Source organism: Paraburkholderia ferrariae NBRC 106233 (assembly GCF_000685035.1).
Lineage (GTDB): Bacteria > Pseudomonadota > Gammaproteobacteria > Burkholderiales > Burkholderiaceae > Paraburkholderia > Paraburkholderia ferrariae.
In genome coordinates, this window is record NZ_BAYB01000023.1 from 24,402 (window position 1) to 46,292 (window position 21,891).

The 21,891-nt window shown below is 65.0% G+C and carries 17 protein-coding genes; 15 read left to right on the forward strand and 2 right to left on the reverse strand.

Going from position 1 to position 21,891, the window contains the following annotated elements; all coding sequences use genetic code 11:
* Positions 1-61: 61 nt before the first annotated feature.
* The 10 genes from BFE01S_RS23115 (at position 62) to BFE01S_RS23160 (ending at position 9,811) form a co-directional block, all read left to right on the forward strand.
* The gene (locus BFE01S_RS23115; protein WP_028227543.1) at positions 62-586 is read left to right on the forward strand and encodes an ATP synthase subunit I; all 525 of its coding nucleotides are present in this window, start codon (positions 62-64) and stop codon (positions 584-586) included.
* 110 nt (positions 587-696) lie between these two features.
* The gene (gene atpB / locus BFE01S_RS23120; RefSeq protein ID WP_028227544.1) at positions 697-1,545 is read left to right on the forward strand and encodes a F0F1 ATP synthase subunit A; all 849 of its coding nucleotides are present in this window, start codon (positions 697-699) and stop codon (positions 1,543-1,545) included.
* A gap of 112 nt (positions 1,546-1,657) precedes the next feature.
* Positions 1,658-1,948, forward strand: coding sequence for a F0F1 ATP synthase subunit C (gene atpE, locus BFE01S_RS23125; protein WP_156967128.1), 291 nt, complete (start codon positions 1,658-1,660; stop codon positions 1,946-1,948).
* Between the two features lie 194 nt (positions 1,949-2,142).
* Positions 2,143-2,613: a F0F1 ATP synthase subunit B gene (locus BFE01S_RS23130; protein WP_028227545.1), complete on the forward strand. Its 471-nt coding sequence runs from the start codon at positions 2,143-2,145 to the stop codon at positions 2,611-2,613.
* A gap of 2 nt (positions 2,614-2,615) precedes the next feature.
* Positions 2,616-3,155 (forward strand): F0F1 ATP synthase subunit delta, encoded by a 540-nt coding sequence (locus tag BFE01S_RS23135; protein ID WP_028227546.1) that lies wholly within the window; start codon positions 2,616-2,618, stop codon positions 3,153-3,155.
* Positions 3,156-3,213: 58 nt separating this feature from the next.
* Complete coding sequence (gene atpA, locus BFE01S_RS23140) at positions 3,214-4,755, forward strand: F0F1 ATP synthase subunit alpha (protein WP_028227547.1); 1,542 nt, start codon at positions 3,214-3,216, stop codon at positions 4,753-4,755.
* An 85-nt stretch (positions 4,756-4,840) separates the two neighbouring features.
* Positions 4,841-5,716, forward strand: coding sequence for a F0F1 ATP synthase subunit gamma (gene atpG / locus BFE01S_RS23145; protein ID WP_028227548.1), 876 nt, complete (start codon positions 4,841-4,843; stop codon positions 5,714-5,716).
* A 70-nt stretch (positions 5,717-5,786) separates the two neighbouring features.
* Positions 5,787-7,181 (forward strand): F0F1 ATP synthase subunit beta, encoded by a 1,395-nt coding sequence (gene atpD / locus BFE01S_RS23150; protein WP_028227549.1) that lies wholly within the window; start codon positions 5,787-5,789, stop codon positions 7,179-7,181.
* Between the two features lie 144 nt (positions 7,182-7,325).
* A complete protein-coding gene (locus BFE01S_RS23155; protein WP_028227550.1) occupies positions 7,326-7,751 on the forward strand; it encodes a F0F1 ATP synthase subunit epsilon in 426 nt (141 codons plus the stop codon).
* A gap of 323 nt (positions 7,752-8,074) precedes the next feature.
* Positions 8,075-9,811, forward strand: a complete 1,737-nt coding sequence (locus BFE01S_RS23160) for an AMP-binding protein (RefSeq protein WP_028227551.1) — start codon at positions 8,075-8,077, stop codon at positions 9,809-9,811.
* A 762-nt stretch (positions 9,812-10,573) separates the two neighbouring features.
* On the opposite strand, the gene BFE01S_RS23165 is transcribed toward BFE01S_RS23160, so the two are convergent.
* Positions 10,574-11,344 carry a transporter substrate-binding domain-containing protein gene (locus tag BFE01S_RS23165; RefSeq protein WP_042338345.1) on the reverse strand — a complete coding sequence of 257 codons (771 nt, stop codon included), beginning with the start codon at positions 11,342-11,344 and terminating at the stop codon, positions 10,574-10,576.
* Between the two features lie 284 nt (positions 11,345-11,628).
* Between BFE01S_RS23165 and hemE the strand changes: the two genes are divergently transcribed.
* From hemE to BFE01S_RS23185, 4 genes are all read left to right on the forward strand, one after another.
* Positions 11,629-12,720 (forward strand): uroporphyrinogen decarboxylase, encoded by a 1,092-nt coding sequence (hemE, locus tag BFE01S_RS23170; protein WP_028227553.1) that lies wholly within the window; start codon positions 11,629-11,631, stop codon positions 12,718-12,720.
* 393 nt (positions 12,721-13,113) lie between these two features.
* Positions 13,114-15,411 carry a primosomal protein N' gene (locus tag BFE01S_RS23175; RefSeq protein ID WP_042338322.1) on the forward strand — a complete coding sequence of 766 codons (2,298 nt, stop codon included), beginning with the start codon at positions 13,114-13,116 and terminating at the stop codon, positions 15,409-15,411.
* 185 nt (positions 15,412-15,596) lie between these two features.
* On the forward strand, positions 15,597-17,042 hold the full coding sequence (locus tag BFE01S_RS23180; RefSeq protein ID WP_028227555.1) for a YeiH family protein: 1,446 nt from the start codon (positions 15,597-15,599) through the stop codon (positions 17,040-17,042).
* The gene (locus BFE01S_RS23185; protein WP_245621175.1) at positions 17,039-17,332 is read left to right on the forward strand and encodes a hypothetical protein; all 294 of its coding nucleotides are present in this window, start codon (positions 17,039-17,041) and stop codon (positions 17,330-17,332) included. The genes BFE01S_RS23180 and BFE01S_RS23185 overlap by 4 nt, the downstream gene beginning before the upstream one ends.
* A gap of 101 nt (positions 17,333-17,433) precedes the next feature.
* Here BFE01S_RS23185 and BFE01S_RS45110 read toward each other — a convergent pair whose 3' ends face one another.
* The gene (locus BFE01S_RS45110; RefSeq protein WP_169742658.1) at positions 17,434-17,571 is read right to left on the reverse strand and encodes a hypothetical protein; all 138 of its coding nucleotides are present in this window, start codon (positions 17,569-17,571) and stop codon (positions 17,434-17,436) included.
* Between the two features lie 289 nt (positions 17,572-17,860).
* Here BFE01S_RS45110 and putA point away from each other — a divergent pair, with 289 nt between their 5' ends.
* Positions 17,861-21,853 (forward strand): trifunctional transcriptional regulator/proline dehydrogenase/L-glutamate gamma-semialdehyde dehydrogenase, encoded by a 3,993-nt coding sequence (putA, locus tag BFE01S_RS23195; RefSeq protein ID WP_028227557.1) that lies wholly within the window; start codon positions 17,861-17,863, stop codon positions 21,851-21,853.
* Positions 21,854-21,891: the final 38 nt, after the last annotated feature.

Here is a 21,891-nt window from a genome sequence, read left to right on the forward strand (position 1 = left end):
GATTGACAGTTTGATGCGCCTGAAGGCCTTGTGTAAGGCGTGGGCCGTACCAAGGATCTGCATGATGCGCAAATCGCCTGATCTGCCGCCGTCCAGGGCGGCAGCGCCGCGCGGGGCGCTCGAGCGCTCCGACGATCGAACCTTGTCCCAACGGGACGATTGGGACCTCGATCAAGAAAACACAATTACACCACTCACTCGGGATGAAGCCAGGAAACTGTTCGGCCCGAAAGTGGATCGCCCGTCGCGCGTAACGCCGCTGCGGGTCGTGGCAGCACAAATAGCTTTGTCGGTGCTGGTGGCGCTTGTCGTCTGGCTGTTTTTCGGCCAGTCTCTGCACGCCGTACTGTCGGCCCTGCTCGGCGGCGCCGCGTGCTGGGTTCCGGGCGGCCTGTTTGCGCTGTACCTCAAGCGTGCGGGAAGCCGCTCGAGGATGGCGCTGGTGGCGGGCGAAGCGCTCAAGACCGGAATGACGTTGGCGCTCTTCGTCGTGATCGGCGAGACGTATCACGAGGTGCACTGGCTACCGATGTTGGCGGCCTATGCGGTGGGGCTCAAGGCATATTGGGTCGCACTGGCGTTTTGATCAGTGTTTGTCGAGTTCGGTTATCGTGCGCGCGCCCTGGCGGCCGGCGTGCCGATGGACCGAGGGCGGCAGGCAGAACGTATTTTAATATTGCTAGGGTGTAAGAAAAAATGGCAGCAAGCGAATCGCACCTGCTCGATCCTGCGGAATACATCACGCACCACTTGACGTTCTTCTCGAGCAAGCCCCAGTCGAGCGTCGTCGATTTTTCCATCATCAATTACGATACGCTGTTCTGGTCGATACTGACCGGGCTCGTCACCATCCTGATTCTGTGGCTCGCAGCGCGCAAGGCCACCTCGGGCGTGCCGTCGCGTTTCCAGTGCGCGATCGAATGGCTGGTCGAGATGGTCGAGGATCAATCCAAGACCATGATCCACGGCAGCCGCACCTTTATCGCACCGCTGGCATTGACCGTTTTCATCTGGGTTGCCCTGATGAATTCGCTGGACCTTTTGCCGGTCGATCTGGTCACCCGTGTCATCGGTGTGCTCGGCCTTTCTTCCGTGATTCCGCATCAGCGCATCGTGCCGACCGCCGACATCAACGCGACCTTCGGCATGGCGCTCGGCATCTTCATTCTGATGCTCTACTACAGCATCAAGATCAAGGGCCTCGGCGGCTGGCTGCACGAACTGGTGACGGCTCCCTTCGGCGCGCATCCGCTGCTGTGGATTCCCAATCTGGCGCTGAACATCATCGAGTACGTCGCCAAGACGGTTTCGCTCGGCATGCGGCTGTTCGGCAACATGTACGCAGGCGAACTGCTGTTCCTGCTGATCGCGCTCCTGGGCGGCATGTGGGGTTTCGGCCTGGATTTCGGCGTGCTCGGCTTCATCGGACATGTGATTGCGGGCAGCGTGTGGGCGATCTTCCACATTCTGATCGTGCTGCTGCAGGCGTTCATCTTCATGATGCTGACGCTGGTCTATCTCGGCCAGGCGCACGACAAGCACTGAGCCCTGCACTACCCGGATCGTCAGGTTGTGGTTCTGGTTTCGCTTTACCGGTTTTTCTAACAGGTTTGCGGTTTTTTAAATCAAGTAATTAAGTCTTTTCAGAGGAATAATCATGCAAGAATTGCTCGCCAACATCCACGCTCTGACCGCTCTCATCCAGGGGCCGACCGCCATCGGCATCGGCATCATCATCGGTCTGGGCGCTTGTGGCGCATGTATCGGTATCGGCATGATGGGCGGCAAGTACATCGAGGCATGCGCACGCCAGCCTGAATTGATGAACCCGCTGCAAACGAAGATGTTCCTGCTGGTTGGCCTGATCGACGCGGCATTCCTGATCGGTGTGGGTATCGCAATGCTGTTCGCGTTCGCCAACCCGCTGTTGTCGAAGATCGCGGGATAAGTTTCCCTGGATTACCGCGTCTCGCCCATACTGGGACTGGCGGCGACTGCCGCCTGCGACTCCGCTCGAGGAGTTCGCCAACCGGGCAAGGCGGGACGCGGAACCAGTGACGGGATGCTCGGCCGGGTGGCGATCCACAGGATCCAGCCACCGATCGCCGGGCATCTCTATAGCAACGTTTGGAAGGAAACACCGTGAATCTCAACGCAACCCTGTTTGCGCAATTGATCGTGTTCCTGATCCTCGCGTGGTTCACGATGAAGTTCGTGTGGCCGCCGATGGTCAACGCCCTCGACGAGCGCTCGAAGAAGATTGCCGACGGTCTGTCGGCAGCTGAAAAGGGGCAAGAGGAACTGGCGGCGGCGCACAAGCGCGTCGAGCAGGAACTGGCGCAGGCCCGTGTTGACGGCCAGCAGCGGATCGCCGACGCGGAAAAGCGCGCACAGGCGCTCGCCGAGGAAATCAAGGCTAATGCGCACGCAGAAGCGTCGCGCATCGTCGCCCAGGCGAAGGCCGACGCCGAGCAGCAGGTCGTCAAGGCGCGCGAAGGACTGCGTGCGGAAGTGGCCGCACTCGCCGTCCAGGGCGCCGAGCAGATCCTGAAGCGCGAAGTCGACCAGTCGGCGCACGCCGACCTGCTGAATCAACTGAAAGCCGAGCTCTGATCATGGCGGAACTTGCAACCATCGCCCGCCCGTACGCAGAAGCCCTGTTCGGCGTGGCCGAAGCCGGTGACGTCGCTGCCTGGTCCTCGCTCGTCGCGGAGCTGGCGCAGGTTGCGGCCCTGCCCGAGGTGCTGTCGATCGCGTCGAGCCCGAAAGTGAGCCACGGCCAGGTCGTCGATCTGCTGCTGTCGGCGGTGAAGTCGCCGCTGAAGGACAGCGCCGAGGCGAAGAACCTCGTGCAGATGCTGGTCGCGGGTCATCGTCTGGAGCTGCTGCCGCAGATCCACGCGCAGTTCGAAGCGCTCAAGAACGCCAAAGAGGGCGCGGCGGACGCATTGATCGTCAGCGCGTTCCCGCTCGAAGGCGCACAGTTGAACGACCTCGTAGCCAACCTCGAACACAAGTTCAAACGCAAGCTGAAGCCCACGGTTGAAGTCGACAAGTCGCTCATCGGTGGCGTGCGCGTCACGGTCGGCGATGAAGTGCTCGATAGCTCGGTCCGCGCGCGGCTCGCCAGCATGCAGGTCGCACTGACCGCCTGAGCGCATGGATCGCGCGCCATGGCTGGCACGCAACAGAATTGAACATCAGGAGCGAATAATGCAACTCAATCCCTCTGAGATCAGCGAGCTGATCAAGAGCCGGATCCAGGGCCTTGAAGCGAGCGCAGACGTTCGCAACCAGGGCACCGTGATCTCCGTGACGGACGGTATCGTGCGCATCCACGGCCTGTCGGACGTGATGCAGGGCGAAATGCTCGAATTCCCGGGCAACACCTTCGGCCTCGCGCTGAACCTCGAGCGCGACTCGGTCGGCGCGGTGATTCTGGGCGAATTCGAGCACATCTCGGAAGGCGACATCGTCAAGACGACGGGCCGCATTCTGGAAGTGCCGGTCGGCCCGGAACTGATCGGCCGCGTGGTCGATCCGCTCGGCAACCCGATCGACGGCAAGGGCCCGGTCAACGCGAAGCTGACCGATGCGATCGAAAAGATCGCCCCGGGCGTGATCTGGCGTGAAGGCGTGTCGCAGCCGGTGCAGACGGGCCTCAAGTCGATCGACTCGATGGTGCCGATCGGCCGCGGCCAGCGCGAGCTGATCATCGGCGACCGCCAGTGCGGCAAGACCGCGGTGGCCGTCGACACGATCATCAACCAGAAGGGCAAGGACCTCATCTGTATCTACGTCGCGATCGGCCAGAAGGCTTCGTCGATCCAGAACGTGGTGCGCAAGCTCGAAGAAACGGGCGCGATGGAGTACACGATCGTCGTGGCCGCTTCGGCTTCGGAATCGGCTGCGCTCCAGTATCTCGCGCCGTATTCGGGCTGCACGATGGGCGAATACTTCCGCGACCGCGGCCAGGACGCGCTGATCATTTATGACGATCTGACCAAGCAAGCCTGGGCGTATCGCCAGATCTCGCTGCTGCTGCGCCGTCCGCCGGGCCGCGAAGCATACCCGGGCGACGTGTTCTATCTGCACTCGCGTCTGCTCGAGCGCGCCGCGCGCGTTTCGGCCGAATACGTCGAGAAGTTCACGAACGGCGAAGTGAAGGGCAAGACGGGCTCGCTCACCGCACTGCCGGTCATCGAAACGCAGGCAGGCGACGTCACGGCATTCGTTCCGACGAACGTGATCTCGATTACCGACGGCCAGATCTTCCTGGAAACCGACCTCTTCAACGCGGGCATCCGTCCGGCTATTAACGCCGGCGTGTCGGTCTCGCGCGTGGGCGGTGCGGCTCAGACGAAGATCATCAAGAAGCTGTCGGGCGGCATCCGTACCGACCTCGCGCAGTACCGCGAACTGGCAGCATTCGCGCAGTTCGCCTCGGACCTCGACGAAGCGACCCGCAAGCAGCTCGAGCGCGGCCGCCGCGTGACGGAACTGCTCAAGCAGCCGCAATACCAGCCGCTGCAGGTGTGGGAGCTGGCGGTGGCGCTCTTCTCGGCGAACAACGGCTACCTCGACGACCTCGAAGTGAAGGACGTTCTGCCGTTCGAAAAGGGTCTGCGCGAATATCTGAAGACGAGCCATGCTGACCTCGTGAAGCGTATCGAGGACACCAAGGATCTGTCGAAGGACGACGAAAACGCGCTGCACGCTGCGATCAAGGACTTCAAGAAGTCCGGCGCATACTGATCCGTCCGGGAATCCACAACGATAAACGGACTGGGACCCGAGTGAGCGCTTCAAGCGCCAGTTCGGGTCGACAAAGGAGCAAGCTATGGCTGGAATGAAGGAAATTCGCGGCAAGATCAAGAGCGTGCAAAACACGCGCAAGATCACGAAGGCGATGGAGATGGTGGCCGCATCGAAGATGCGCCGCGCCCAGGAACGCATGCGCGCGGCTCGCCCGTATGCCGACAAGGTCCGTGCCATCGCCGCGCACATGAGCCGTGCAAACCTGGAGTACCGCCATCCGTTCATGACGTCGAACGAAGGCACCGGGTTGGCCGGCCTCATCCTCGTCACGACCGACAAGGGTCTGTGCGGCGGGATGAACACCAACGTGATGCGTGCGGCGCTGCAGAAGTTCAAGGAGCTGGGCGACAAGGGCGTGAAGGTCGAAGCCACCGCGATCGGTAGCAAGGGCCTTGGTTTCCTGAACCGTTTCGGCGCGAAGGTGGTGTCGCAGGCGGTGCAGCTCGGCGACACGCCGCACCTCGAGAAGCTGATCGGCGCCGTGAAGGCGCAGCTCGATCTGTATTCGGAAGGCAAGCTGTCGGCTGTCTATCTCGCGTACACGCGCTTCGTCAACACGATGAAGCAGGAAGCGGTGATCCAGCAGCTGCTGCCGCTGTCGGCCGAAGACTTCGACGCCGCAGACGGCACGCCGAAGGCCTCGTGGGATTACATCTACGAGCCGGATGCGCAACTGGTCATCGACGAGTTGCTCGTACGTTACGTCGAGGCGCTGGTGTACCAGGCGGTCGCGGAAAACATGGCGTCGGAGCAATCGGCGCGCATGGTCGCGATGAAGGCCGCGTCGGACAACGCCAAGACGGTGATCAGCGAACTGCAGCTGTCGTACAACAAGAGCCGGCAGGCCGCGATCACGAAGGAACTGTCTGAGATCGTCGGCGGCGCCGCCGCTGTGTAAGCGGACGGGAACCCGGCTCGAGAGTGCGCCTTTGCGCGACTGAAGAATTCAGGTATTGAAAGGAAAATCGATGAGTACAACTGCTTTGCCGGAAGGCAAGATCGTACAGTGCATCGGCGCCGTGATCGACGTGGAGTTCCCGCGTGAGCACATGCCGAAGATCTACGACGCACTGATTCTCGAAGGCACGGAACTGACCCTCGAAGTGCAGCAGCAGCTTGGCGACGGCATCGTGCGCACCATCTGTCTGGGTGCGTCGGACGGCCTGCGCCGCGGCACCGTGGTGAAGAACACGGGCGAGCCCATCAGCGTGCCGGTCGGCAAGCCGACGCTCGGCCGCATCATGGACGTGCTGGGCCGCCCGATCGACGAAGCGGGCCCGATCGTCAGCGAAACGAAGCGCGCGATTCACCAGAAAGCGCCGGCGTTCGATCAACTCTCGCCGTCGGCCGAGTTGCTCGAAACCGGCATCAAGGTGATCGACCTGATCTGCCCGTTCGCCAAGGGCGGCAAGGTGGGTCTGTTCGGCGGTGCAGGCGTGGGCAAGACCGTCAACATGATGGAGCTCATCAACAACATCGCGAAGGAACACGGCGGCTTCTCCGTGTTCGCGGGCGTGGGCGAGCGTACCCGTGAGGGCAACGACTTCTACCACGAAATGAAGGACTCGAACGTTCTCGACAAGGTCGCGCTCGTGTACGGCCAGATGAACGAGCCGCCGGGCAACCGTCTGCGCGTCGCGCTGACGGGCCTCACGATGGCCGAGTACTTCCGCGACGAAGGCCTCGACGTGCTGTTCTTCGTCGACAACATCTACCGTTTCACGCTGGCCGGTACCGAAGTGTCGGCACTCCTCGGCCGTATGCCGTCGGCCGTGGGCTATCAGCCGACGCTGGCTGAAGAAATGGGCAAGCTGCAAGAGCGGATTACGTCGACCAAGACCGGCTCGATCACGTCGGTTCAGGCCGTGTACGTCCCTGCGGACGACTTGACCGACCCGTCGCCGGCGACGACCTTCGGCCACCTCGACGCAACGGTCGTGCTCTCGCGTGACATCGCTTCGCTCGGTATCTACCCCGCAGTGGATCCGCTCGATTCGACCTCGCGCCAGATCGACCCGAACGTGATTGGCGAAGAGCACTACTCGATCACGCGCCGCGTGCAGCAGACGCTCCAGCGCTACAAGGAACTGCGCGACATCATCGCGATTCTGGGCATGGACGAACTGTCGCCGGAAGACAAGCTGGCCGTTTCCCGCGCGCGCAAGATCCAGCGTTTCCTGTCGCAGCCGTTCCACGTCGCTGAAGTCTTCACGGGCTCGCCGGGCAAGTACGTGCCGCTGAAGGAAACGATCCGCGGCTTCAAGATGATTGTCGACGGCGAGTGCGATCACCTGCCGGAGCAGGCGTTCTACATGGTCGGCACGATCGACGAAGCCTTCGAAAAGGCCAAGAAGATCCAGTAAGGATATTCCGTTGCTACCAGGCGGGAAGATAACGTCAGATAGCCAGGGCGTTATCGGCCCACCACCGCAACTGAATCACCCAGCCGTGCATGGGATCGGAGCGGGCGCTCAAGCGCCGGCTTCGATCGACAGGAGTCGACACATATGGCAGCAACCATCAAGGTAGACGTCGTCAGCGCCGAAGAGAGCATCTTCGAGGGCCGGGCGAAGTTCATCGCGCTTCCGGGCGAAGCGGGCGAACTGGGCATTCTGCCGGGCCACACGCCGCTGATTACGCGCATCCGTCCGGGTGCCGTGCGCATCGTCGCGGAAAACGACGAGGAAGAGTTCGTGTTCGTCGCCGGCGGCATTCTCGAAGTGCAACCGGGCGTCGTGACGGTGCTGGCCGACACCGCGATCCGCGGCGAGGACCTCGACGAGGCGAAGGCCGCCGAAGCGCGCCGTCGCGCCGAAGAGGCACTGCAGAACTCCGGTTCGAACCTCGAGTACGCAACGGCGCAGGCTGAACTGGCCTACGCAGTGGCGCAACTCGCGGCGATCCAGCGTCTGCGAAAAATGAACCAGCATTAAGCCGGTGCACACGGCCGGCGCTTGCGCGCCAGCCGTGCTGTCCGAAGCGAAAAGGGCTCCTATCCGGAGCCCTTTTTCTTTGATCCATCCGATTGCGTGACTTTTAAGAATCACTTGACGTTTACGGAAAGGTAATGCGAAATCATGCCTTCGTAACTGACAGTGGCGAACGCTTCGTGGCCGCTTGCGCCCCATGCGCTGCGGGTAAAACTTGATGCCGCAGCCCAATGGGGCGGCGCAAAATCGGGCACAAATCGGACACAAGCGCTTTTCAAATATATTTCAAACGGGAGCGACCTCCCGGGGAGACGGCCACCATGGCAATGGACGCAGCAGGTGCGCGCGAAGCGCTCATCGCGCCGAAGGACGGACTTTCCTACGTCCGGGGCACGACCGACACACCGCTTTCCGACGCCACCATCGGCGCTTTCCTCCGGGAGACGGCAACGCGGTTCCCGGAGCGGCCAGCCGTGGTGTTTCGCGAGCAGGGCATCCGCTGGAACTGGCGCGAATTCGCCGAGGAGGTCGACGTGCTGGCCGCGGGCCTCCTCGCCATCGGCGTCGGCAAGGGCGACCGCGTCGGCATCTGGTCTCCCAACCGGGTCGAGTGGCTCCTCACGCAGTTCGCGACCGCGCGCATCGGTGCCGTGCTCGTCAACATCAATCCGGCGTATCGCCTGGCCGAGCTCGAATACGCGCTGAACAAGGTGGGCTGCAAGGCGATCGTCGCAGCCGAGAGCTTCAAGACCTCGAAGTATCTGGAGATGCTGCAGGCGCTTGCACCCGAACTCGCGGATGCCAGGCCGGGCGATCTGCATGCGGCGAAGCTGCCCGAACTGCGCGCAGTGATACGCATGTGCGACAGCGAAACGCCCGGCATGCTCAATTTCAGCGAGCTGATCGAACTGGGCCGCGAGCGGCTCGCACAGAACGGCCGGGCGGAGCTCGATGCGATCGGCGCCACGCTGCACGCCGACGACCCGATCAACATCCAGTTCACGAGCGGCACGACGGGCAACCCGAAGGGCGCGACGCTCACGCATCGCAACGTCGTCAACAACGGCCGCTTCATCGCCGCGGCGATGCGCCTTACCGAAGCGGATTCGCTGTGCATTCCGGTGCCGCTCTATCACTGTTTCGGCATGGTGCTCGCGGTGCTGGCCTGTGTGTCCGTGGGCGCGAACATGGTGTTCCCCGGCGAGGCGTTCGACCCGCGCGCGACGCTCGAGGCCGTTTCCGAAGAGCAGTGCACGGCATTGCATGGCGTGCCCACCATGTTCATCGCAGAACTCGATCATCCCGACTTTGCACGCTTCGATCTCTCGCGCTTGCGCACGGGCATCATGGCCGGCTCGCCTTGCCCGATCGAGACCATGAAGCGCGTCGTCTCGAAGATGCATCTGGCCGAGATCACGATTGCCTACGGCATGACGGAGACGAGCCCGGTGTCGTTCCAGAGCGCGACCACCGATCCGCTCGACAAGCGCACGACCACGGTGGGACGCATCCAGCCGCACCTTGAGGTGAAGATCGTCGATCCGCTCGGCAACGTCGTGCCGGTAGGCGAAACGGGCGAGCTGTGCACGAAGGGCTATTCGGTGATGCGCGGCTATTGGGGCGACGACGCGAAAACGGCCGAGGCGATCGTCGATGGCTGGATGCACACCGGCGACCTCGCGACGCTCGACGCCGACGGTTACTGCAACATTGTGGGCCGCCTGAAGGACATGCTGATTCGCGGCGGCGAGAACATCTACCCGCGCGAGATCGAGGAATTCCTGTTCCGGCATCCGAAGGTGCAGAGCGTGCAGGTGTTCGGCGTGCCCGATGCAAAGTACGGCGAGGAAGTGTGCGCGTGGATCGTTTTGCGCCCGGGCGAAGCGGCCAGCGCCGAAGAGATTCAGATTTTCTGCCAGGGGCAGATTGCGCACTACAAGATCCCGAAGTACATCCGCTTCGTGGACGAGTTGCCGATGACGGTCACGGGCAAAGTGCAGAAGTTCATCATGCGCGCGCGCATGATCGACGAGCTCAAGCTCAACGAACAGAAGACAGCGTGACGGTCTTGGTCCCCGACGTGCCATGCATGCAGGTCAGGGGCCTTCTCTCGAAGATAATCGGGAAACCGAACGATTGAATTCCGAGGGCGCGCAGCGTGGGCAACCAAGGGGAAAGGCGAAAGGGAGAAAAAAGCGGGCGAAAAAAAAGCGGGCCTGGAGCCCGCTAAAAACCACACGCTACGGGGTTAGCGCGAGGAGACCAAAGGAGGAGCCCGGTGTGTGACGTACTACACGACGCCGGTCACGGCTCCAACAAGGATGCCCCTTGAAAGGGCTTCGGCATCATGCCGACCGGCTGGTGATTTGTGTCCGCTCACACTGACACCTGCCACATCCGTGTTGAAACCGTTGAAGGCATTGTGGGCGAATTAATGGGGGTTGGCGGTAACAAAGTGTTTCAGGTTGTAACGCCCGCCAGATAAGGCTCCGAGGGATTTTTTGCCGTCCTGATCGTTATTTTGAAGTCATTTTTACCGCAACGTGCGCTACCGAACAGACGACGTCATAGCCTGTTCTTCGGCGTCATTCGCGCTGCATGAGCGAATGTCCGCCTCATGGGCATGCAGTGATCGGGACACCGAAAAACATGCATGCCACGCATGAATGCGAATGGCATGGAGGCGGTCCGGCGCATGGCAAGCGGGCCATGTTTTCGCAAGACACTGCAATGCGCCGTTGCAACTCTTCTCGCCATTTAACAGGCGATTCGAGCGGCGTACCGGACATCGGGCCGCCTGCATCGGCCATGCGAATTCAATCAGCTTACTTCAGCCACTTGTCGGAGATGGCCTGGTAGTCGCCGCTTGCGCGCAGCAGATGCAGCCATTGATCGACGTACTGCTGGAACACCACGTCGCCGCGCGGCACCATCCATGCCTTCTCGCCGTACTGGAACGGCTGGTCCGGATGCACGGAACACAGGCCCGGATTGAGCTTTTGCTGCAGCAGCGTTTCGGAGGCATCGGTGACCATCACGTCGGCCTTGCCCGCGAGGATCTGCTTGAAGATGGTCACGTTGTCGGGGTACACCGTGAGCGCGGCCCGCGGCAGGAATTGCCTCGCGAAGCGTTCATTGGTGCCGCCCGGATTCACGATCACGCGCGTGGAGGGCTGGTCGATCTGCGCGACGGTCTGATATTTGGCCACGTCGTCGCAGCGTACGATGGGCACCTTGCCATCCACCTGATACGGCTCGGTGAAGAACGCGCGCTTCTGGCGTTCGAGCGAGGTCGAGACACCGCCGACTGCCACGTCGCATTTCGCGAGGAAGTCGCTCATGAGGTTCGACCACGTCGTCTTCACGAACTCCGCCTTCACGCCCAGCGATTTCGCGAGCGACTCCGTCATGTCGATGTCGATGCCTTCGAACGTGCCGTCTGGCCGATAGTACGAATAGGGCTTGTAGTCGCCGGTCGTGCAGGCGCGCAGCGTGCCGCGCGCGATCACTTCGTCGAGACGGGACGGGGCCGCCGCGGCCGCAGCCGCGGGCGCCGTCGCCACTGCGGCCGCGCTTTGCGCGCTGGCCGGCAGCATATGGGCGCCGGCGCACAGGAAGGCGAGGGCGGCAGCGGTGCGAACGACAGCGGTCTTGTTCTTCTTCATGGAGTCTCCTCAAACCGGGGCCCTGTAACCAGGGCGATGTAATCGTCTGGAAAGCCGCACGATGATAGCTCGCGCATGCGCAACGGTTAAGCCGCGGCTGACCCGATGGCGCCGGTGCGCCGGTTATGCCGCCCATCAGCACCATCGGCGCGCGCCCGCTCCGGTAAAATAATGCCTTGCTCCTGAATTCTGATGCGCGCGAAGCGCTCCCGCCCGTGGCTCACACCCTTCTGAACGACACCTTCCTGCGCGCGCTGCTGCGGCAGCCGACCGAGTACACGCCGATCTGGCTGATGCGCCAGGCTGGCCGCTACCTGCCGGAGTACAACGCCACGCGCAGCCGCGCCGGCAGCTTTCTGGGTCTTGCGAAGAACCCGGACTACGCGACCGAAGTCACGCTGCAGCCGCTCGAACGCTTTCCGCTCGACGCCGCCATCCTGTTCTCCGACATCCTGACGATTCCCGACGCCATGGGCCTCGGCCTCTCGTTCCAGCAAGGCGAGGGTCCGAAGTTCGCGCATCCCGTGCGCACGGAAGCCGATGTCGCAAAACTCGCGGTGCCGGACATCGGCGCGACGCTGGGCTACGTGACCGACGCCGTGCGCGAGATTCGCCGCGCGCTCACCGATGCGCAAGGGCGCCAGCGCGTGCCGCTGATCGGCTTCTCGGGCAGCCCGTGGACGCTTGCCTGCTACATGGTCGAAGGCGGCGGTTCGGACGACTTCCGCACCGTGAAGTCGATGCTGTACGCGCGGCCCGACCTGATGCAGCGCATTCTCGAAGTGAACGCGCAGGCCGTGGCCGCTTACCTGAACGCGCAGATCGAAGCGGGCGCGCAGGCCGTGATGATTTTCGACACCTGGGGCGGCGCGCTCGCGGACGGTGCCTATCAACGCTTCTCGCTGAAGTACATCGAGCAGGTCGTGGCCGGCCTCAAGCGCGAGCACGACGGCGAGCGCGTGCCCGTCATCACGTTCACCAAGGGCGGCGGCCTCTGGCTCGACGAAATCGCGGCAACCGGCGTCGATGCCGTGGGCCTCGACTGGACCGTGAACCTTGGCCGCGCCCGCGAGCGCGTGGGCGGCCGTGTCGCGCTGCAGGGCAATCTCGACCCGACCGTGCTGTTTGCCTCGCCGGCGGCCATTCGTGCCGAGGCGCGCGCCGTCCTCGACAGCTTCGGCGCCCATGCGGGCCACGTCTTCAACCTCGGCCACGGCATCTCGCAGTTCACGCCGCCCGAACATGTTTCAGAACTCGTGGACGAGGTGCATCGCCACAGCCGGGCCATTCACGCGGGAACCCGCTGACAGATTCGGTGACGTTTTTGTTGCGGCGCAACGGGCTGGGCTCTGGACATCAGGGTGGAACAAGGCCGGGACGGCCATCCAGACGTGCTTTCGCCGATGTCAAGACTTGACTTATGCACACTTGTCTCGTTGCGGCGCGCAAGAGGAAAAAATTGCCGCCACAGCAGATCCCGACCGGCGATTTGACAATCGAACCCTTGACAGGCAAGGCTTTCGGCGCTCCACGGCGATTTGTGCGCCATCCCACAGAATGGCCATGCGGCGGCCCCAGCGGCGCGCCAACGGCAAGTTCTCAACAAAGTTATCCACAGGCGCGCGGCTGGGGGCACGATTGTTCTGCGGAATCCAAAACTTAGCGCCGAATGTGAAGTATTACTTTAAGTGCGGCCCAGTATGCGTTGGCGCACAGACAGCGCCTGGGAGAAACCCGTGAGCGCGGGGTTCGTGCGCGTGGCGCTCGATCATCCGCTGTCGGCGCTTTACGACTACCGCTATCCCGCGGATGCCCCCGCGCCGCAGCCGGGCATGCTCGTGCGCGTGCCGTTCGGCCGGCGCGACGTGGTTGGGCTCGTTTGCGAAGTGAGCGCCCACAGCGAGGTCCCGGCCGACAAGCTGCGCGACGTCGGCGCCGTGTGCGCGGCCTGCCCCCCGCTTTGTGCCGAATGGCTCGCGCTCGCGGAGTTCGCCGCGGACTACTATCAGCGCGGTCTGGGTGAAGTCGCGCTGCCCGCCTTGCCGCAGGCGCTGCGCGACCCGTCGCGCTGGGGGCGCCTGCTCGCGCCCGAGGAGCGCTATCGACTCTTGCCGGCAGGCCGCGAGGCGCTGCCCGACGCGTTGCCCGCCCGCGCCCAGGCGCTGCGGCGCCTGGCGCAAGCGCTGGCCGAGCGGGGCGAACTCGATGTGGCCGATGCCCGGGCGCTGCACCCGAAGGCGCTGCCGACCCTGGAAAGCTGGCGCGACGCGGGCTGGGTGGCGTACGAGCGCGTGGAGTTCGGCGCGCGGGCCGCACAGGATGCCGCGCGCGAGACGGCAATCCTTGCGGATGCGCCGATCCCGACGCTCAGCGACGAGCAGGCCGAAGCGGTGGAAGCGATCGTCGCCGCCCGCGGTTTCGCCCCGTTCCTGCTGCACGGCGTGACGGGCAGCGGCAAGACCGAGGTCTATCTGCGCTCGCTTGCCGCGCTGCTCGCGCGCGAGCCCGATGCCCAGGCGCTCGTGCTCGTCCCCGAAATCAATCTCACGCCGCAGTTCGAGGCCGCGTTTCGTACGCGCTTCGCCGCGACCCTCGCCGACAACGCCATCGTCACGCTGCACAGCGGCCTTGCCGAGGGCGAGCGCGCGCGCAACTGGCTCGCCGCGCACACGGGCCGCGCGCGCATCGTGCTCGGCACGCGGCTCGCGGTGCTCGCTTCGCTGCCGCGCCTCGCCATGATCGTGGTGGACGAGGAGCACGACCCGGCCTACAAACAGCAGGAAGGCTTGCGCTATTCGGCGCGCGATCTGGCCGTGTGGCGCGCGAAGCAACTGGATATCCCGGTGGTGCTCGGCTCGGCGACGCCGTCGCTCGAAAGCTGGTGGCAGGCGGAGCAGGGCCGCTACACGCGCCTCACGCTCTCGCGGCGCGCGGTCGCGGACGCCGTGCTGCCCGCCGTGCGTCTCGTCGATCTCGAAGAGGAGCGGCGGCGCGGCCGGGCGTCGTTCGAAGGTCTTTCGGGACCGCTCGTCGCGGCCATGAAGGCGCGGCTCGAACGCGGCGAGCAGAGCCTCGTGTTCCTGAACCGGCGCGGCTATGCGCCCGTGCTCTCGTGCGACGCCTGCGGCTGGGTGGCGGGCTGTCCGCGCTGCAGCGCCTACGTGGTCCTGCACAAGCCCGAGCGCGCGCTGCGCTGCCATCACTGCGGCTGGGAATCGCGCATTCCGCGCTCGTGTCCCGATTGCGGCAACGTCGATATCGCGCCGATGGGGCGCGGCACGCAACGCATCGAGGAAGCGCTCGCGAGCGCGGTGCCGGGCGCGCGCGTGCTGCGCATCGACGCCGACAGCACGCGCCGCAAGGGCAGCGCCCAGGCGCTCTTCTCGGATGTGCACGCCGGCGATGTCGATATCCTCGTCGGCACGCAGATGATCGCGAAGGGGCACGACTTTCAGCGCGTCTCGCTGGTGGGCGTGCTCAATGCCGACAACGCGCTCTTTTCCCACGACTTCCGCGCGAGCGAGCGCCTCTTCGCGCAGCTCATGCAGGTGAGCGGCCGCGCGGGCCGCGGCGGGCTGCCCGGCGAGGTCCTGGTGCAGACGCGCTACCCGCGCCACGCGCTCTATCACGCGCTGGCGCGCCACGACTACGTGGGCTTCGCGAACGCGCAGCTTGCCGAGCGGCGCGACGCGCATCTGCCGCCGTTCGTCTATCAGGCGCTGCTGCGCGCCGAAGGGCGCACCCTGGAAGCGGCGCTGGCATTTCTCGGCGAAGCCGCTGCCGCATTGGCCGGAATTCCCGCTGCCGGGCGGGTCACCGTCTACGACGCGGTGCCCTTGACGATCGTGAAGGTCATGAACGTTCACCGCGCGCAACTGCTGATCGAAAGCCAGTCGCGCGCCGCACTCCAGGCCACGCTGCGCGCGTGGCAGCCCGTGCTGCGATCGCTGCGCGGCGTACTGCGCTGGAACCTCGAAGTCGATCCCCTCGACATCTAGCGGCCGGGCGGACCCTTTGGCGCGGCCCGCTCCCTCACTTTCCTTCATATCCATAGAGCGAAAGATCGTTTCGTTTTCCGAATCGACCCGCCTATATTTCGCGTAATCGGCACGGTTTTAACAACAATTCCGCTCGATACCGACGCGCCGTGCCGGGGCATCTCTACCACCAGGGGCATGACGCAATGAGCGATACCAACCACACCCTGCCGGCAGGCCACGCGCCGGCGCAACCCTCGCAGACCGCAGCGCAGACCGCCACATCGCGCGGCGGCGGACTCTTTTCCACCGAAGACTGGTGGGCCGTGTGGATCGGCCTGTTCGTCATCGTCGTCGCGTGGGCGCTTTTTGCGAGCGGCAGCAGCATCAAGTGGCTCGCCGTCGCGCCGGCGAAATGGTCCGATATCGGCCAGGCCGGCGCCGACCTCGTGCGCCATCTGCCGAACTACGCCGCGCTCTTCATCGCCTTCGCCGTGCTGTTCGGCGTGAGCCTCGCGGCGCTCAAGCAGCGCCTCGCGCACTTCCTGCCCGCGTTCCTGATCCTCTTCGTCGCGGCCACGCTCATCTTCATCGTGGGCGCATGGACGAGCGCCTCGCGCCTGAACCTGGAGCCGCCGCTCGTTGCGCTCGCGCTCGGCCTCGTGATCTCGAATGCGTTCACGCTGCCCGAGTGGTTCCAGGCGGGCCTGCGCGTGGAGTTCTACATCAAGGTGGGTATCGTGCTGCTCGGTGCGACGCTGCCGTTCACGCTGCTCGTCTGGGCGGGCCCGGTGGCGGTGGGCCAGGCCTCCATCGTCTCGCTCGTCACGTTCTTCGTGATCTTTCTCGCGGGCCGCGCGCTCGGACTCGACAAGCGCTTTGCCGCCGTGCTCGGCGTGGGCGGGGCGGTGTGCGGCGTTTCGGCGGCCATCGCCATCGCCGGGGCCGTGCGGGCGAAGCGCGAGCAGGCTTCGGTGGCGATCACGCTCGTCGTGCTGTGGGCCATCGTGATGATTTTCGTGCTGCCGTTCGCCTCGCGCTCGCTCGGCCTTTCGACCGCCGTGGCGGGGGCGTGGATCGGCACCTCGGAGTTCGCCGACGCCGCCGGCATCGCCGCGGCTCAAGCCTATGGCGACTTCGCGAAGCACGCCGCCGGTGCGATTGCGGGCGCGCCTGAAGCCGCGGTGCAGGCGTTCACGCTGATGAAGGTGGTGGGGCGCGACATCTGGATCGGCATCTGGGCTTTCCTGCTCGCGCTCGTTGCCACCACGCGCTGGGAAACCGATGAGAGCGGCGTGAAGGCGAAGGCCGATGCCCGCGAAATCTGGGCGCGCTTTCCGAAGTTCGTGATCGGCTTCGTGGTGGCCTCGGCGCTCGTCACGTGGATTGCGAGCCACTATTCGCTCGTCGACTACCGCAAGGTGGTCACGCCCGAATTCGTCGCGCCGATCACGGCGCTACGCACGTGGGCCTTCACGTTCTGCTTCCTGAGCATCGGCCTCACCACGCGGCTGCGCGCGCTTTCCGCCACCGGCACGAAGCCGTTTCTCGCCTTCACGGCGGGCGTGGCGGTGAACATCGCGCTGGGCTATGCGCTCTCGGCGCATCTGTTCGCACCGTACTGGAACAGCCTCGGGCTGGCCGTGCGATGAGCAAGGTGGCGCGGCGCGCGGCGCTCTTGCTCGAGGCCGCCGATCTGGATGCGACGGGAGGCATGCGCGAGACGACGGGCGCGGCCGCCGTGGCGCTGCCTGTCGTGCCTGGGTGCGCCCGCTGCGCCCATCGCGAGGACGACCGGCACGTGCTGGAGCAGCGCGTGCCCGGCTTGATCGTGTTCAGCTCGGGATTCGGTGCGAGCGTGGCCGCCAGCCGTCTGTGCGTGCTGCACGACCGGCTGGTCTCGCCGGGCGACTATTGCGGGCAATTCGTTGCGCGCGCTTGAACTGGGCGAGCGCCTTTGAGTCCGCCTGGCGTGGCTTGAGAGGTCCGCTCAAGCTTCCTGAGCCGCAGCGCTCCGGCCTTTCCATGCCGGCCACGTCACGTCTACCGCGCCGTATCGGCCCTTTCGGCGTCGCCCACTTTCACCCGCCGCATGGCCGGCGCCGTCGCGCCGCGCATGAACAGGACGGCACACAGCGCGCACATGCTCCAGATCCCCGCCACCACCAAGACTTTTTCCATTTCAAGACCCCACCGCTTGTAATGACTGCTTTCCCCGTAGTTACGCTATGTATAACGGCGCGGCGGCGGTTTCGATAAGGGTTGTCAAAAAAAGTTTGGGCCAGGGAAAATACTGAGCGCAACCGGCCACGCCCGGCTGGCGCGGATCTGGCGCAAACCCAGGCGCCACAAGGGCTTCAGGTTGGTGCAACCATGCTAAAAGGATGGTTGCACCTTTTTAATTGGAGGGTTACGATTCGCCAACTTTTTGTCTTTGGCCGGTGCGGGTCAGCCGGCATACGAAGGAACCATGGCTAGCACCACCCTCGGCGTCAAGGTTGACGACCTCCTCCGCTCGCGGCTGAAAGACGCCGCCACGCGCCTCGAGCGCACACCGCACTGGCTCATCAAGCAGGCCATCTTCGCCTATCTGGAGAGGATCGAACATGGCCAGTTGCCCGCCGAACTGTCGGGCCACGCCGGTGCTACCGATCTGGCCGACGGCGCCACCGTCGATGCCGAGGACGAAGCCTCGTCGCACCCCTTCCTCGAATTTGCGCAAAACGTGCAACCGCAGTCGGTCTTGCGCGCCGCCATCACGGCCGCGTACCGCCGCCCCGAGCCGGAGTGCGTGCCGTTCCTGATCGGCGAGGCGCGCCTGCCCGCGAACCTCACCGGCGACGTGACGAAGCTCGCCACGCGCCTTGTCGAAACGCTGCGCGCGAAGCGCACGGGCGGCGGCGTGGAAGGGCTGATCCACGAGTTCTCGCTGTCGAGCCAGGAAGGCGTGGCGCTGATGTGCCTCGCCGAAGCGCTGCTGCGCATTCCCGACCGCGCCACGCGCGACGCGCTCATTCGCGACAAGATCAGCAAGGGCGACTGGAAATCGCACGTGGGCCACGCGCCGTCGCTGTTCGTCAACGCGGCCACCTGGGGTCTCATGATCACGGGCAAGCTCGTCACGACGAACAGCGAGACGGGTCTTTCCTCGGCGCTCACGCGCATGATCGGCAAGGGCGGCGAGCCGCTGATCCGCAAGGGCGTGGACATGGCCATGCGCCTGATGGGCGAGCAGTTCGTCACGGGCGAGAACATTTCCGAGGCGCTCGCGAACAGCCGCAAGTTCGAAGCGCGCGGCTTCCGCTACTCGTACGACATGCTCGGCGAAGCGGCCACGACCGAAGCCGATGCGCAGCGCTACTACGCCGCGTATGAACAGGCGATCCACGCGATCGGCAAGGCCGCGGGCGGCCGCGGCATCTACGAAGGCCCGGGCATCTCGATCAAGCTCTCGGCGCTGCATGCGCGCTATTCGCGCGCGCAGCAGGAACGCACGATGAGCGAACTGCTGCCGCGCGTGCGTGCGCTCGCGGTCCTCGCGCGCCGCTACGACATCGGCCTGAACATCGACGCCGAGGAAGCCGACCGCCTCGAAATCTCGCTCGACCTGCTCGAAGCGCTCTGCTTCGATCCCGAACTGCAGGGCTGGAATGGCATCGGCTTCGTGGTGCAGGCGTACCAGAAGCGCTGCCCGTTCGTGATCGACTACATCGTCGATCTCGCGCGCCGCAGCCGTCACCGCATCATGGTGCGCCTCGTGAAGGGCGCGTACTGGGACACCGAAATCAAGCGCGCCCAGGTGGACGGCCTCGAAGGCTATCCGGTCTATACGCGCAAGATCTACACCGACGTCTCGTACCTCGCGTGCGCGAAGAAACTGCTGGGCGCGCCCGACGCCGTCTATCCGCAGTTCGCCACGCACAACGCGTACACGCTCTCGGCGATCTATCACCTCGCGGGCCAGAACTATTACCCCGGCCAGTACGAGTTCCAGTGCCTGCACGGCATGGGCGAGCCGCTTTACGAAGAAGTCACGGGCCCGCTCTCGGCCGGCAAGCTCAATCGTCCGTGCCGCGTTTATGCGCCGGTCGGTACGCACGAAACGCTGCTCGCGTACCTCGTGCGCCGCCTGCTGGAAAACGGGGCGAACACCTCGTTCGTGAACCGCATCGCCGACGAAAGCATTCCGGTGAGCGAACTGGTCACGAATCCCGTGGACGATGCCGCGAAGGTCGTGCCGCCGGGCGCCCCCCACACGAAGATTCCGCTGCCGCGCGATCTGTACGGCAGCGAGCGTCTGAACTCGATGGGTCTCGACCTCTCGAACGAGCATCGCCTCGCGTCGCTCTCCTCGGCGCTGCTCGCGAGCGCGCATCACCACTGGCGCGCCGCGCCGATGCTCGAAGACAACGAGATCGCCGTGGGCGAGGCGCGCGAAGTGCGCAACCCTTCCGATCACCGCGACCTCGTGGGCACCGTGGTCGAAGCGAGCGCGCAACACGTGAGCGCCGCGCTCGCGCACGCCGTGGCCGCCGCGCCGATCTGGCAGGCCACGCCCGTGGAAGCGCGCGCCGACTGTCTCGCGCGCGCCGCCGATCTGCTCGAAGCGCAGATGCATACGCTCATGGGCCTGATCGTGCGCGAAGCGGGCAAGTCGCTGCCGAACGCCGTGGCGGAGATTCGCGAAGCCGTCGATTTCCTGCGCTACTACTCCACGCAGATCCGCGACGAGTTCTCGAACGACACGCACCGGCCGCTCGGCCCCGTGGTCTGCATCAGCCCGTGGAACTTCCCGCTCGCGATCTTCATGGGCCAGGTGGCCGCGGCGCTGGCCGCCGGCAACACCGTGCTCGCGAAGCCCGCGGAGCAGACGCCGCTGATCGCCGCCCAGGCCGTGCGCATCCTGCGCGAAGCCGGCGTGCCGGCCGGCGCCGTGCAACTGCTGCCGGGCGACGGCGAGACCGTGGGCGCGGCGCTCGTCGGCGACACGCGCACGCGCGCCGTGATGTTCACGGGCTCGACCGAAGTCGCGCGTCTCATCAACAAGAAGCTCGCGGAGCGCCTCGACTCCGAAGGCCGCCCGATTCCGCTGATCGCCGAAACCGGCGGCCAGAACGCGATGATCGTCGATTCGTCGGCGCTCGCGGAGCAGGTGGTGGCCGACGTGCTGCAGAGCGCGTTCGACTCGGCCGGCCAGCGCTGCTCGGCGCTGCGCGTGCTGTGCCTGCAGGACGACGTGGCGGAGCGCACGCTCGAAATGCTCACCGGTGCGATGAAGGAACTGTCGATTGGCAATCCTGATCGTCTTTCGACCGACGTGGGCCCCGTGATCGACGTGGAAGCGAAGCGCGGTATCGACACGCACGTGGCGGCGATGCGCGAGAAGGGCCGCAAGGTCACGCAACTGCCGCTGCCCGAGGGCTGTGCCGCAGGCACCTTCGTGCCGCCCACGCTCATCGAGGTCGAAAGCCTCGACGAACTGAAGCGCGAGGTGTTCGGCCCCGTGCTGCACGTGATCCGCTATCGCCGCAGCCAGCTCGACCGCCTGCTCGAACAGATCCGCGGCACGGGCTACGGCCTCACGCTCGGCATCCATACGCGTATCGACGAGACCATCGCGCATGTGATCGGCCGCGCGCACGTGGGCAACATCTACGTGAACCGCAACGTGATCGGCGCCGTGGTGGGCGTGCAGCCGTTCGGCGGCGAAGGCCTTTCGGGCACCGGTCCGAAGGCCGGCGGCGCGCTCTATCTCTCGCGTCTGCTCGCTACGCGTCCTGCCGGTTTGCCGAAGTCGCTTACGGCGGCGCTGGTGGTGGATGTGCCGCAAGGCGGTGCCAATGGTTCGAACGGTGCGAATGGAGCAAACGGCGCGGGCGGCGAAGCTGCGGAGCGTCCGCATTCGGCGCAAGCCGCGCTTGCCGCGCTGCGCGACTGGCTGATCGCCGAGCGCGAACCCGCGCTTGCCGCGCGCTGCGAGGGCTACCTCGAATACGTCCTGGCCGGCGCGACCGCCGTGCTGCCCGGCCCCACGGGCGAGCGCAACACCTACACGCTTTCGGCGCGCGGCACGGTGCTGTGCGTGCCGTCGACGGCCACGGGCGCACGCGCTCAACTGGCCGTGGTGCTGGCCACGGGCAACCGCGCGCTCTTCACGGGCGCAGCCGGCGAGGCGCTCGTGCACTCGCTGCCGGCCTCGCTCAAGGCTTATGTCGCCGTGCAGAAGGGCGCCGATGCGCAATACGACGCCGTCCTCTTCGAAGGGGACAGCGATGAACTGCTCGCCCTCGTGAAGGAAGTCGCGAAGCGCCCGGGCCCGATCGTATCGGTGCAGGGCGTGGCGGCCCACGCGCTCGCGAACGGCGACGAAGATTACGCCCTCGAACGTCTCCTCACCGAGCGCTCGGTCAGCGTGAACACCGCCGCGGCCGGCGGCAACGCAAATCTGATGACGATCGGCTGAGCAGAAGCCATAATTCGTCCGGTCGTCTCAGGACAAAA

What these genes read in the sequence shown, in the direction of transcription:
- BFE01S_RS23115 (WP_028227543.1), top strand. Translation starts at nt 62, where the DNA reads ATGATGCGCAAATCGCCTGATCTGCCGCCGTCCAGGGCGGCAGCGCCG.
- atpB (WP_028227544.1), top strand. Translation starts at nt 697, where the DNA reads ATGGCAGCAAGCGAATCGCACCTGCTCGATCCTGCGGAATACATCACG.
- atpE (WP_156967128.1), top strand. Translation starts at nt 1,658, where the DNA reads ATGCAAGAATTGCTCGCCAACATCCACGCTCTGACCGCTCTCATCCAG.
- BFE01S_RS23135 (WP_028227546.1), top strand. Translation starts at nt 2,616, where the DNA reads ATGGCGGAACTTGCAACCATCGCCCGCCCGTACGCAGAAGCCCTGTTC.
- atpA (WP_028227547.1), top strand. Translation starts at nt 3,214, where the DNA reads ATGCAACTCAATCCCTCTGAGATCAGCGAGCTGATCAAGAGCCGGATC.
- atpG (WP_028227548.1), top strand. Translation starts at nt 4,841, where the DNA reads ATGGCTGGAATGAAGGAAATTCGCGGCAAGATCAAGAGCGTGCAAAAC.
- atpD (WP_028227549.1), top strand. Translation starts at nt 5,787, where the DNA reads ATGAGTACAACTGCTTTGCCGGAAGGCAAGATCGTACAGTGCATCGGC.
- BFE01S_RS23155 (WP_028227550.1), top strand. Translation starts at nt 7,326, where the DNA reads ATGGCAGCAACCATCAAGGTAGACGTCGTCAGCGCCGAAGAGAGCATC.
- BFE01S_RS23160 (WP_028227551.1), top strand. Translation starts at nt 8,075, where the DNA reads ATGGACGCAGCAGGTGCGCGCGAAGCGCTCATCGCGCCGAAGGACGGA.
- BFE01S_RS23165 (WP_042338345.1), bottom strand. Translation starts at nt 11,344, where the DNA reads ATGCTGCCGGCCAGCGCGCAAAGCGCGGCCGCAGTGGCGACGGCGCCC.
- BFE01S_RS23175 (WP_042338322.1), top strand. Translation starts at nt 13,114, where the DNA reads ATGCGTTGGCGCACAGACAGCGCCTGGGAGAAACCCGTGAGCGCGGGG.
- BFE01S_RS23180 (WP_028227555.1), top strand. Translation starts at nt 15,597, where the DNA reads ATGAGCGATACCAACCACACCCTGCCGGCAGGCCACGCGCCGGCGCAA.
- BFE01S_RS23185 (WP_245621175.1), top strand. Translation starts at nt 17,039, where the DNA reads ATGAGCAAGGTGGCGCGGCGCGCGGCGCTCTTGCTCGAGGCCGCCGAT.
- BFE01S_RS45110 (WP_169742658.1), bottom strand. Translation starts at nt 17,571, where the DNA reads ATGGAAAAAGTCTTGGTGGTGGCGGGGATCTGGAGCATGTGCGCGCTG.
- putA (WP_028227557.1), top strand. Translation starts at nt 17,861, where the DNA reads ATGGCTAGCACCACCCTCGGCGTCAAGGTTGACGACCTCCTCCGCTCG.